11 protein-coding genes are annotated in these 12249 nt (G+C 68.8%); 4 read left to right on the forward strand and 7 right to left on the reverse strand.

All coding sequences use genetic code 11. From position 1 onward, the window contains the following. Nucleotides 1-934, forward strand: a 934-nt coding sequence (locus tag QMX79_RS16850) for a prephenate dehydrogenase (protein ID WP_282247759.1), incomplete at its 5' end; no start/stop codon positions are given. 116 nt (nt 935-1050) lie between these two features. Here QMX79_RS16850 and QMX79_RS16855 read toward each other — a convergent pair. The 5 genes from QMX79_RS16855 to QMX79_RS16875 all read right to left on the reverse strand — a co-directional run bounded on the left by QMX79_RS16855 (nt 1051) and on the right by QMX79_RS16875 (nt 5148). After that, nucleotides 1051-1239: a hypothetical protein gene (locus QMX79_RS16855; RefSeq protein ID WP_282247760.1), complete on the reverse strand. Its 189-nt coding sequence runs from the start codon at nt 1237-1239 to the stop codon at nt 1051-1053. Between the two features lie 68 nt (nt 1240-1307). Further along, complete coding sequence (locus QMX79_RS16860) at nt 1308-3074, reverse strand: ABC transporter transmembrane domain-containing protein (protein WP_282247761.1); 1767 nt, start codon at nt 3072-3074, stop codon at nt 1308-1310. Further along, nucleotides 3067-3675 (reverse strand): YigZ family protein, encoded by a 609-nt coding sequence (locus QMX79_RS16865; protein ID WP_282247762.1) that lies wholly within the window; start codon nt 3673-3675, stop codon nt 3067-3069. The genes QMX79_RS16860 and QMX79_RS16865 overlap by 8 nt, the downstream gene beginning before the upstream one ends. Nucleotides 3676-3685: 10 nt before the next feature. Beyond that, complete coding sequence (locus tag QMX79_RS16870) at nt 3686-4597, reverse strand: hypothetical protein (RefSeq protein ID WP_282247763.1); 912 nt, start codon at nt 4595-4597, stop codon at nt 3686-3688. Continuing rightward, entirely contained in the window at nt 4594-5148 is a 555-nt protein-coding gene (locus QMX79_RS16875) for an RNA polymerase sigma factor (protein ID WP_282247764.1), read from the reverse strand. The genes QMX79_RS16870 and QMX79_RS16875 overlap by 4 nt, the downstream gene beginning before the upstream one ends. A gap of 205 nt (nt 5149-5353) precedes the next feature. Here QMX79_RS16875 and QMX79_RS16880 point away from each other — a divergent pair, with 205 nt between their 5' ends. After that, complete coding sequence (locus tag QMX79_RS16880) at nt 5354-8239, forward strand: EAL domain-containing protein (protein ID WP_282247765.1); 2886 nt, start codon at nt 5354-5356, stop codon at nt 8237-8239. Here the strand turns inward: QMX79_RS16880 and QMX79_RS16885 are convergent. Together QMX79_RS16885 and QMX79_RS16890 are read right to left on the reverse strand one after the other, a co-directional pair. Next, entirely contained in the window at nt 8229-8828 is a 600-nt protein-coding gene (locus QMX79_RS16885) for a TIGR00730 family Rossman fold protein (RefSeq protein ID WP_282247766.1), read from the reverse strand. The two genes, QMX79_RS16880 and QMX79_RS16885, sit on opposite strands and share 11 nt — an antisense overlap. 40 nt (nt 8829-8868) lie before the next feature. Further along, the gene (locus tag QMX79_RS16890) at nt 8869-10365 is read right to left on the reverse strand and encodes an aminotransferase class III-fold pyridoxal phosphate-dependent enzyme (RefSeq protein WP_282247767.1); all 1497 of its coding nucleotides are present in this window, start codon (nt 10363-10365) and stop codon (nt 8869-8871) included. A 212-nt stretch (nt 10366-10577) separates the two neighbouring features. Between QMX79_RS16890 and queA the strand changes: the two genes are divergently transcribed. Together queA and QMX79_RS16900 are read left to right on the forward strand one after the other, a co-directional pair. Beyond that, nucleotides 10578-11645, forward strand: a complete 1068-nt coding sequence (queA, locus tag QMX79_RS16895) for a tRNA preQ1(34) S-adenosylmethionine ribosyltransferase-isomerase QueA (protein WP_282247768.1) — start codon at nt 10578-10580, stop codon at nt 11643-11645. 58 nt (nt 11646-11703) lie between these two features. After that, nucleotides 11704-12249 (forward strand): tRNA guanosine(34) transglycosylase Tgt (locus tag QMX79_RS16900; RefSeq protein WP_282247769.1); only part of this gene is annotated, 546 nt, incomplete at its 3' end.

Genomic DNA, 12249 nt, shown 5'->3' on the forward strand with positions numbered 1-12249 from the left:
ATACCACCCCCCGCCGGCCTTGATGGCCGATTCGGGCCCCCGTGCGGCCGGCCGCGACGCCGGCCGGCTGTGGCTGGATGTGACCTCGGTAAAGAGCGAGCCGGTGGCTGCGATGCTGGCCTCGCAGGCCGAGGTGGTCGGCCTGCACCCGATGACCGCACCGCCCAAGGCGCCCACGCTGAAGGGCCGGGTGATGGTGGTGTGCGAAGCGCGCCTGTCGCACTGGCAGCCATGGGTAGACGAGCTGTGCGCGGCGCTGGAAGCCGAGTGCGTGCGCGCCACGCCCGAGCACCACGACCAGGTGATGGCGCTGGTGCAGGCCATGGTGCATGCCACCCACCTGGCCCAGGCGGGGGTGCTGCGCGAGTACGCGCCGCTGCTGGGGCCGCTGTCGGAGCTGATGCCGTACCGCTCGGCCTCGTTCGAACTGGATACGGCGATCATCGCGCGCATCCTCTCACTCAATCCGGCCATCTACGAGGACATCCAGTTCGGCAACCCGCACGTGGCGCCGATGCTGGACCGCCTGCTGGGCCAGCTGCAGGCACTGCGCCGGCAGGTGGAGCAGGGCGATGATGCCGCGCGCGCCGCGTTCCGTGAGCGGCTGCTGCTGGATAACCGCGAGCACCAGGGCAAGGCGCTGCTGGAGGCGGGCAATTACACCTTTGAACGGGTGGGCTACCTGCTGGCCGACCTGACCGAGCGCAACGCGATCAGCGTGCACCTGCCGGAGGATCGCCCGGGTTCACTGCGTGAGCTGCTGCATGTGTTCGAGCGGCACGGGGTCAGCCTGGCCTCCATCCACTCCTCGCGCACCCCGGGTGGCGAAGTGCATTTCCGGATGGGCTTCGTGGCCGGCAGCGATCTGGACGCGCTGCAGCGGGCGGCGGTGGAAATCGACGCCACCGGCATCGGGCGGGTGCTGCCGCGCTGACAGCCTGTCGCATTCATCCACAGGGGGTGTGGATGAAATGCGGACAAGCATGTGGATAACCGTGCGCAGCCCCCGTGGGGCAACGCTGTCAAGATGGGTGGCGATTAATTGACCAGTCAGGTGGTCAGGGTGAGCTCGCCACCGCTGGTCCGGTAAATCCGACCCTCACGGACCAGATGACGGCCATCGGCCAATTCGTAGCGGACATGCGGGTCGGCGGCGGTATCGCCGGCCTCGTCCTTGAATTCGATGACCACATGGTCTTCGCCATTGGCATCGGTCGCGGGAAACTGACGGAACGACATCAAACACCTCCTGCAGCAGGTTCATGGGGCGCTGCCACCATGCAACCTGCCGCGTTATCGGTGCGTCATCAATCGATGAACTGCAGCTTGGCCAGTTCAGCGTACAGCCCACCTTCGGCCAGCAGCTCGGCGTGGGTGCCCTGCGCGACGATCCGCCCGTGGTCCATCACCACGATGCGGTCGGCCTTGAGCACCGTGGCCAGCCGGTGCGCGATCACCAGCGTGGTGCGCCCGGCCATCAGGCGCTCCAGCGCCTGCTGCACCGCACGTTCGCTTTGCGCATCCAGCGCGCTGGTGGCCTCGTCCAGCAGCAGGATCGGCGCGTCCTTGAGCAGCGCACGCGCGATCGCGATGCGCTGCTGCTGGCCACCGGACAGGCGCGCACCGCGCTCGCCCAGCTCGCTCAGGTAGCCATCGGGCAGTGCCTGCAGGAACTCGTCGGCTTCGGCGGCTTCCGCGGCACGCTGCACCTCTTCGTTGCTGGCTTCCAGGCGGCCGTAGCGGATGTTCTCCAGCGCGCTGCTGGCAAACAGCGTGGGCTGCTGCGGCACCAGTGCCATCTGTGCGCGCAGCTGCGCCGGATCGACCCTGCGCACGTCCACGCCATCCACCAGTACGCTGCCAGCGGCAGGATCATGGAAGCGCAGCAGCATCGACAGCACCGTGCTCTTGCCGGCGCCGGAAGGCCCGACCAGCGCCACGGTTTCGCCCGGGCGCACATGCAGGCCGAAGTGCGCCAGTGCCGCGGTGTCAGGGCGCTGTGGGTAATGGAAGACCACGTCCTGGAAGCGGATCTCGCCGCGCAGCGGCTGCGGCAACGGCAACGGATCACGCGGCGCGGTGATTTCGATGTCTTCGTGCAGCAGCTCGGCGATGCGGCCCATGCCGCCGGACGCGCGCTGAAGTTCATTCCATACTTCGGCCAGCGCACCGACCGAGCCACCGCCGATCAGCGCGTACAGCACGAACTGGCCCAGGGTGCCGGCGGTCATGCGGCCGTCGTTGACGTCATGCGCACCCAGCCACAGCACGCCCACGATGGCACCGAATACCAGCACGATGGCGGTGGCCGTCACCAGCGACTGCGCGCCGATACGGCGCCGCGCGGCGCGGATCGATTCGGCCAGTGCTTCGTTGAAGCGGTTGCGTTCATACGGTTCGCGCGCGTGCGCCTGCACCGTGCGCACCGCGCCCAGCGTTTCGGCGGCCAGGCTGTTGGCATCGGCGATACGGTCCTGGCTGGCGCGCGAAATGCCACGCACGCGCCGCGCCCCGATCACGATCGGCAGCACCGCCAGCGGAATGCCGACCAGCGACCATGCGGCCAGGCGCGGGCTGGTCACGAACAGCATCACCAGGCTGCCCACCACCGTGACGCTGCTGCGCAGGGCCACCGACATGGTCGAGCCGATCACGCTGCGCAGCAGTTCGCTGTCGGCGGTCAGCCGCGAGACCAGCTCGCCGCTGCGGCTGCGGTCGTGGAAGCCGGCGCCCAGGGAGATCAGGTGGGCATACAGGCGGCTGCGCAGGTCGGCCACCACCTTCTCGCCCAGCAGCGAGACGAAGAAGAAGCGCGCCGCCGTGGCCAGCCCCAGCACCACTGCTACCAGCAACAGCAGGGCGAACGCGCGGTTGATCTGCCCGTTGCCGCTGAAGCCGTGGTCGATCATCAGCTTCACCGCCGGGGGCAGGCTCAGCGTGGCGGTCGAGGAGACCGCCAGCGCTACCAGCCAGGCCGAGAACAGCCCGCCGTGCCGGCGCACGAACGGCCACAACGTGCCCAGGCTGCCAAGGCGGCGCAGCGCGGGTTCCGGTGCGGAAGAGGGTTCAGTCATGGACAAGGCCTGGTTCGGTGCGCGAATGCACGCGGATACGATCACGGGTGGCGTCGCGCAGGCGGGTTTTCAACGGGTCGGCCTGATCGGCGGGTAGGCGGACGTGCAGTTCCACGCCCGAGGCGGTGAACGTTTCGTCCAGTTTTTCGGCCAGGTGCGCCGCCAATGCGGCATGCAATGCGCCAAGGTCCTCGAATGCGGCCTGCACGGTCAGCTCGGTCAGCGCCACCAGCGGCAGCCGTGGCGCGGTGCGCAGGCACTCGGCGGCGGTGCCGCCATAGGCCCGTACCAGCCCGCCCGCGCCCAGCTTGATCCCGCCATACCAGCGGATCACCACCACCATGACGCGATCGAAGCCCTGGCCGTCGATGGCCGCCAGGATCGGGCGGCCGGCGGTGCCGGCCGGTTCGCCGTCATCGCTGGAGCGGTACTCGTTGCCGTGGCGGTACGCCCAGCAGTTGTGGGTGGCATCGGGCACGGCCACCTGCTGCAGGAACGCCAACGCGTCTTCGGCAGACCCGATCGGCGCGGCATGCGCGACGAAACGGCTGTGTTTGATTTCCAGGCTGTGGCTGACGGCGGTGGCGAGTGTATCGGGCATCCCCGCCATTCTAGTGGGGGTCGAGCAGCTCGCGCAGATCCTGCGGAATGCGCGCTTCCGGGTAGTGCTGCAGGTAGCGTTCCAGGCTGGCGCGCGCGGTATCCACGTCGCCGTCGTCGCGACGTTCGCGGATGCGCTTGAGCCATTGCCGGCGGGGCAGTGCGGCGTCGGCATCCACCGCCACGGTGATGGCATTGGCCGACAACGTGCCGTAGGCCGACGCCGCAGCAGGCGCAGGGGCAGTTGCAGGTGCGGCACGACGCATCACACCAGGAGCGCCCTTGGCCTGGGTGCGTTCACGTGATTCGTCGATGCGGCTGCTGGTTGTCACCACGCGGTCGAGTGCGGTGGCCTCATCGGCCTGCACCACGGCATCGGGCGGGCTGGGTGCTGCCATCGGCGCCGCCATGGGGGCCGGTGCCGGCGGAGGCGGCGGCAAGGGGGCTGGCGCGGTCTTGGGCGCCGACGCAGCACGCGCGGCCTGTGGTCTGGTCGCTGCAGCGGGCGTTGCGGGCTCCGCGCTCACTGGCGCGGCGGCTTCGGCCGTGGCTGCAGCAGCGGGGCCTGCTTCGGCAGCAGCCGGGGCATCGGCCGCCGCATCCGCAGCGGGTTCCGCCGCCGCCGGTACCGGCGCGGCCGGCGGCGGTGCTTCGGGTTTGAGCTGCCAGGCGATGCCCACCGCGAACACCAGCGAAGCCGCCAGGCCGAACACCGCAGGCAGGCGGGAGCGCGGGCGGGTCGTGCCGCGCACCGGGGCAGCAGCTGCCGGGGGGCCGTCAGCGACGGCACCAGGCTGCACCGCCGCACGCGCAGCGGCCAGCACGGCCTCGTCCACGGCCGCAGGCGGCGCGGCCGGCGCGGGGCGACCGAGCAGGCGGGCCAGCTCGCGTTCTTCCGGCGTCAGTGGATCAGGGCGGTTCATGGGCTCAACTCCGCGCGCAGCTTGTCCATCGCATAGCGCAGCCGCGATTTGACCGTTTCACGGCCCACGCCGGTGATCTGCGCGATCTCCTCCAGGCTCAGTTCCTGTTCCAGCCGCAGCTGCAGCACCGTACGCTGGTCATCGGGCAGCTGCTCCATGGCCAGCTGCAGGCGGCGGCGCTGCTCGAAATCGGAGAGCTGGCTCTCCGGGGTGCGGGTGTCGCTCATCCGCGCCACCCGCTCGTCGGCATCGCCGGGCGCCGTGGGCCGATGGCGTGACGCCCGCCAATGATCGTTGAGCCGATTATGGGCAATGCGGAACAGCCAGGTGGTGAAGGCCGCCTCGGGCTGCCAGCCCTCGCGTGCGGCGATCACCCGCTGCCAGACGTCCTGGAACATCTCGTCGGCCAGCGCCGCATCGCGCAGCTGGCGCAGCAGGAAGCTGTACAGGCGGTTGCGGTGGCGGGCGTACAGGGCCTCGAACGCGCGCAGGTCACCACCGGCCCAGGCCAGCATCAGCGATTCGTCGGTTGGCAGGGCAGCGGCATCCACGGCGCACAGAGTAAGCGCTGAATGGGCCTGCGCATAGCGGCGCGGGACAGGAGCTGCGGCGGAATTCACAAGGGTGGACCCAGCGGGAAGACACAGCGAACAACGGCCCAGGGCAGGCAATGGGGTCAAGGGCTTCCATTGCCCCCCGGGGGGCGCGTTATGCTCGGGGTACAGGGGAGGTGCCGGTTCTCCGGCGCCAGAAGAGATGAACATGTTGTCCAGCCAGGCAGTGACGACCTCGGGGCATCCGGACCGTGGCGCGGTGGTATCCACCGCGCTTGCGCGGACGCTGTGCGCGTTGCTGCCCGAGGGCGCGCAGCTCGCATTGGGCTGGTCCGACGCCGCGCTGGGCGACGGCTGCATCAGCCACCCGCCGTCCACCCAACCCGGGCACGTGCTGCTGGACGCCCTGCTGGGCCCGCCGCCGGCGCCGGACACCGGTGCGCTGTACCGCTGGCAGCACCAGGGCGGCGACCTCGCGATCCGCGTGGCACTGCCCGACGGGACGGCACCCCATGACGCCTGGTGGGCGGCGGCACGTACCGGCCTGCAGGACGCCCTGGCGCTGGCCCGGCAGCGTGAACAGATCCGTTCGCTGGAAAACTCGAAGCGGCTGCAGCAGGCGCTTTACGAGATCGCCGACCTGGCCGGTGCCGACCTGGAAATGGCCGAGATGCTGCGGCACTTCCATCGCGTGCTCAATTCGCTGATGTACGCGCAGAACTGCTACATCGTCGAGTACGACGACGTGCGCCGGCGGATCCGCTTCCTGTACTTCGCCGACCAGCGCGACAGCTTCGTGGCCGATCCGGACCGCAGCTACGAAGAACACGAAATGCCGCGCAGCCTGACCTTCGCCCTGCTGCGCCATGGGCAGCCGCTGAGCGGGCCGTCCAACGAACTGCTGGCGGCGATGAGCGACGAATACGACCCCAGCCGCGGGCCGGAAAGCCTGGACTGGCTGGGCGTGCCGATGCTGCGCGAGGGCCGGGTCTGCGGTGCGATCGTAGTGCAGAGCTACGAACACCGGGTGCGCTACAACGAAGCCGACCGCACGCTGCTGGGCTACGTGGCCCAGCACATCCTCACCGCGATGGACCGGCGCCAGGCGCAGGTGCAGCTGGAGCGCCAGGTGGAGCGGCGCACGCTGGAACTGCAGCGGGCCAACCACAGCCTGCAGGACGAGGTGATCGAACGCCGCCGCGCCGAGAAGCTGCAGCTGGCCCTGTTCAACATCGCCGAGATGGCGATGAGTGCTGAAAGCCTGGCCCAGTTCTACGTGCAGGTGCACGGGGTGGTGGGCACGCTGCTGGATGCGCGCAATTTCTACATCGCCCTGGTCGATGAATCCGGCGAAGGCCTGGAATTCGTCTACTCGGTGGACGAGTACAACCCGGCGCGTGCGCCACGACCGTTCAGCAAGGGCCTTACCGAATACATCGTGCGCAACCGGCAGCCGCTGCTGGCCTCGCGCGAACACATCGATGCACTGCGTGCCTCGGGCAGCGTGAACGAGTTCGGCGCGCGCTCGCACTGCTGGCTGGGCGTGCCGCTGCTGAGCGATGACGACGTGGTCGGCGTGATCGTGGTGCAGAGCTATTCGCCGGAGATCAGTTTCACCGCGCACGACCAGCGCCTGCTCACCTTCGTGGCCCAGAACATCGGCAACGGGCTGGCCCGCCAGCGCGACCAGGAGCGCCTGCGCAACGCGCATGCCGAGCTGGAAAAGCGCGTTGAAGAGCGCACCCGCGAGCTGGCCGAAGTCAACGGCAAGCTGCTGGGCCAGATCGGCGAGCGCCTGCGCGCCGAACAGCGGCTTACCCACCAGGCGCTGCATGACGCGCTGACCGGGCTGCCCAACCGCGCGCACCTGCTGGACCGGCTGGAGGATGCCATCGCGCGTGCGCGTTCGCGCGACGGGCTGCGCTTTGCCGTGCTGTTCCTGGACCTGGACCGCTTCAAGCTGGTCAACGACAGCATCGGCCACGCCGCCGGCGACCAGATGCTGGTGGAGGTCGCCAAGCGCATCGTCTCGATGGTGGGCGGCGATGACGTGGTGGCGCGGCTGGGTGGCGATGAATTCGCGATCCTGCTCGAATGCGAGCAGGGGCTGGCCTCGGCGCGCGAGTTCTCGCAGCGCATGCTGGTGGCGCTGGAAGAATCGATGTGGGTGCAGGGCCGCGAGCTGTTCCCGTCCGGCAGCCTGGGCATCGCGATGTGGAGCCCGCGTTACCGCAATGGCGAGGAGATGGTGCGCGACGCCGACGCGGCGATGTACCGGGCCAAGGCCCAGGGCAAGGACCGCTGCGCGGTGTTCGACGAAGCCATGCGCGAAGAAGCGCTGCGCAGCCTGGACCTGGAAGCGGACCTGCGCCGGGCGATCAACAACCGTGATTTCCTGCCGTATTACCAGCCGATCGTGCGCCTGACCGATGGCCAGGTGGTGGGCTACGAGGCGCTGCTGCGCTGGCGCCACGAACGCCGCGGCCTGCTGCTGCCCAGCGCGTTCCTGGACCTGGGCGAGGAAAGCGGGCTGATCGAGCAGGTCGACTGGCTGCTCTACGAAGAAGTGATCGGCCAGCTCGCCCGCGGGGGCGAAGGCTACCTGTCGGTGAACGTGTCGCCGCGGCATTTCCGTTCGGCCGATTTCAGTTCACGCCTGTTCGGCCTGATCGAAGCGGCCGGTGCCGATCCGCACCGGTTGCGGCTGGAGATCACCGAAGTGGCGCTGCTGGACGATGGCCCGCGCACGCTGCGGATCCTGCAGACGCTGCGCGAACGCGGCGTGCTGGTGCAGCTGGATGATTTCGGCACCGGCTTCTCGGCGCTGTCCTACCTGCACCGCTTCCCGATTTCCACGCTCAAGATCGACCAGAGCTTCATCGCCGGCCTGCATGGCCAGGACCTGCAGAGCACCTACGCGCTGGTGCAGGGCGTGCTGTCGCTGGCGCGCACGCTGGGCATTGAAACGGTAGGCGAGGGCATCGAGAACATGGCCCAGCGGCAGACCCTGCTGCAGCTGGGCTGTGATTACGGCCAGGGCTACCTGCTTGGTCGCCCCGCGCCGATGGATACGTTCGTTACGGGCTGATCAGCGCGGTGCGGCGCTTCTCGTCGATCCACTTCGAGGCCTGGGCCGGCTCATAGGCGCGCATCCAGTCCAGCATCGCGTCGATGTCCGAGCCGTACCACAGGTCCGCGCGCTGGTCCGGGTGCAGGAAGCGCTCTTCGACCATGCGGTCGATCATGCCGATCAGGGGCGCGTAGAAGCCGTCCACGTCGAGGAAGGCGCACGGCTTGTTGCCGATGCCGAGCTGGCGCCAAGTGAGCATCTCGAAGATTTCTTCCATGGTGCCGAAACCGCCGGGCAGGGCCACGAACGCGTCGGACAGCTCGAACATGCGCGACTTGCGCTCATGCATGGAGCCGACGATTTCCAGTTCGGTCAGGCCGCGGTGGGCCACTTCCCAGTCTGCCAGCTGCTGCGGGATCACCCCGGTCACTTCGCCGCCGCCGGCCAGCACGGCATTGGCCACGGTGCCCATCAGGCCGACGTTGCCGCCGCCGTAGACCAAGCGCAGGCCATCGCGGGCGATACGGTCGCCCAGCGCGATGGCACGTTCGGTGTAGATGGGCTTGCTGCCGGCGTTGGAGCCGCAGTAGACGCAGATGGACTTCATGGGAGGTTTCCGCTGGAAACCTCCCATTCTCGCACGGCCGTCAGGCGGCCTGCGATTGTTCCCGGCGCGGGCCTTCCTTCAGGGCGCGGCCGACCAGGTTCACGAGCAGGTCCAGTTCGTCGCTGTCCATCCCGAAATGGGGGGTGAAGCGCAGCGAATTTTCGCCGCCATGGATCACGTTGATGCCGTGGTTGCGCAGCCATTCCTCGGTGGAATGGGTGCCGTAGCACTTGAACTGCGGGGCCAGCTCACAGGAGAACAGCAGGCCGGTGCCCTGCACCTTGGTGATCAGCCCGCCCAGCTCGGCCTTGAGCTGCTCCAGCTTGCGCACGGCTTCTTCGCCGCGCTGGCGGATGTTGTCGCGCACCTGCGGGGTCAGCAGCGACAGCGTGGCACAGGCCACGTCCAGCGCCCGCGGGTTGCTGGTCATGGTGTTGCCGTAGATGCCCTTGCGGTACAGCTGCGCGGCATGCTCGGTCACGGCCAGCACCGACAGCGGGAACTGCGCCGCGTTCAGGGCCTTGGAATAGGTCTCCATGTCCGGCACGTCCAGGCCTTCGAAGCCGGGGTAATCCACGATCGACAGCACGCCGTGCGCGCGCAGGCCGGCCTGGATCGAGTCCAGCAGCAGCAGGCTGCCGTGCTGGCGGGTCAGTTCACGGGCCAGCGCATAGAACGACGGCGGCACCGCACGGCCGGGGTCGCCTTCGCCCATCACCGGTTCCAGGAAGATCGCCTCGATGAACCAGTGGTTCTGCTCGGCCTCGGCGAAGACCCGCTTCAGGGCCTCCTCGTCGTAAGGCGCGATGGCAATCACGGTGTCCTCGCCGCGGTAGCTGGCCAGGTGCTGCATGTAGGTCTTGCGGCTGGAATCGGAGTACAGGCCGGGGCGGTCGGTACGGCCGTGGAAGCTGCCCTTGACCACCACCCGCTTGATCTTCGCGCCGGCGTGGCGGGCACCCGGGTCGGTCTGCAGCTTGGCGTTGACGTCGGCGATGCGCGCGGCCAGGCCGACCGCTTCGGAGCCGGAGTTCAGGCACATGAACCGTGCATACGGGCAGCCGCCACGGCGGTGCCCGATCTCGGCGCGCAGCGCCTTGATGAAACGCTGCTGCGACAGGCTGGGCGTCATCACGTTGGCCATCACCTGCGGGGCCGCCATCGCCTCCAGCACCGCCTCCGGGGTATGCCCGAAGCCGAGCATGCCGTAGCCGCCGGCGTCGTACAGCACGGCGCCCTTCAGGGTCACTACCCAGGCGCCGCGGGCGGCGAGGGCGACGTACGGGGTCACCGCGTCATCGGCGTAGAAATTGACGAAGCCGTCCTGCATCGCATCGATCTGGGCGCGCTCATCCAGCGCCAGCACATCGTCCAGGTCGGCGCGGACGCGCTCGAATTCGGCGGCGGCGGCTTCAACGGCCGCCACCAGCTGCGGGTGGCCGGCAGCCAGGCGTTCAAGGGTGGCGTCATCCAGGCCGGCGGTGAGGCGGGTGCCGGGCTGGGCGCGAAGGGGGGCGAGGCGTTCGATGAAGCTCATTGCAGATCTCCTGAAACGATTGGCGGCATGGCGCAAATGCAAAACGCGCGACCGGGGGCGCGCGCCTGGGGCAATGCGGCTCATGCATCAGACTTCCGGTTCGATGCTATCACGCGGTTTTTCGCGCGATAACCCCGCAAAAAACTGTTGCAAAGCAGCATTTTGCGCGACGTTCAGCGCTTCTCGCGTTGCCACCGGGGGCCAGTCGTACAATGCCCGACATTGTCTACACGTTGCCGTGCGCTCCCTTGAAGAAGTCCGACTTCCATTACGACCTTCCCGCTGAACTGATCGCCCAGGCTCCGCTCGCCGAGCGCTCGGCCAGCCGCCTGATGGTGGTGCCGCAGGCCCCGGCGGCGTTCGAACACCGCCAGGTGCGCGACCTGCCGGCGCTGCTGCAGGCCGGCGACCTGCTGGTATTCAACGATACCCGGGTGATCCCGGCCCGCCTGTTCGGCCAGAAGGCCAGCGGCGGCCGCGTGGAAATCCTGATCGAGCGCCTGCTCGGTGCGCAGCAGGCCCGGGCGCAGGTGGGCGCCAGCAAATCGCCGAAGCCGGGCAGCCGGATCGCGCTCGACGCCGGCGGCGAGGCCGAGGTGCTGGGCCGCGATGGAGAGTTCTACGTGCTGGAGTTCCATGTGCCCGAGCCACTGGAACAGTGGCTGCTGCACGCCGGGCGGCTGCCGCTGCCGCCGTACATCCAGCGCGAGCCGGGGCTGGACGACCGCGAGCGCTACCAGACCGTGTTCGCCCGCGAAGTAGGCGCGGTGGCTGCGCCGACCGCCGGCCTGCACTTCGACGAAGGGCTGCTGGCGGCGCTGGCCGCGCAGGGCGTGGGCTTCGGCCACGTCACCCTGCATGTGGGCGCGGGCACCTTCCAGCCGGTCCGGGCCGACGACCTGAAGGACCACGTGATGCACCGCGAGTGGCTCAACGTGGGCCCGGAACTGGTCCAGCAGGTGCGCCGCACCCGCGCCGCGGGCGGCCGCGTGATCGGGGTGGGCACCACGGTGGTGCGCGCGCTGGAGAGCGCGATGCGCGACGGCGAACTGCTGCCGTATGCCGGCGAGACCCAGATCTTCATCACCCCGGGCTACCGGATCCGCAGCGTGGACGCGATGGTCACCAACTTCCACCTGCCTGAAAGCACCCTGCTGATGATGATTTCCGCCTTCGCCGGGCAGGCGCGGGTGTTCGAGGCCTACCGCGCCGCGATCGAGGAAAAGTACCGGTTCTTCAGCTATGGCGACGCCATGTTGTTGTTCCCGCAGGGGGATTGAGCGCGTCGGCGGCGGTTTTCGGCGATAATCGGCAATTATTTGCCCGAATGCCCGCTCCATGTCCCGACTCCAGTTCCAGCTCCAGACCACCGACGGGCGCGCCCGCCGTGGCCGCCTGACCTTCCCGCGCGGGACGGTGGAAACCCCGGCCTTCATGCCGGTGGGTACCTATGGGTCGGTCAAGGGCATCCTGCCGGAGCAGATCCGCGCCCTGGGCGCCGAGATCATCCTGGGCAACACCTTCCACCTTTATCTGCGCCCGGGCTTGGACGTGATCGCCGACCATGGCGGCCTGCACGGCTTCGCGCGCTGGAACGGGCCGATCCTGACCGATTCCGGTGGTTTCCAGGTGTTTTCGCTGGCCCACCGCCGCAAGATCACCGAGCAGGGCGTCACCTTCGCCTCGCCGACCGACGGCGCCCGGGTGTTCCTGGGCCCGGAAGAGAGCATGAAGATCCAGAAGGTGCTCGATTCGGACATCGTGATGATCTTCGACGAGTGCACCCCGTACCCGGCCACCGAGCCGGTGGCGCGCACCTCGATGGAGCTGAGCCTGGCCGGGGGCCACCCCCGCCCCCCCCCGCCCCCCCCACACGGCCGGTCG

The organism is Stenotrophomonas sp. PS02300 (assembly GCF_029959395.1).
Taxonomy (GTDB): domain Bacteria; phylum Pseudomonadota; class Gammaproteobacteria; order Xanthomonadales; family Xanthomonadaceae; genus Stenotrophomonas; species Stenotrophomonas maltophilia_AD.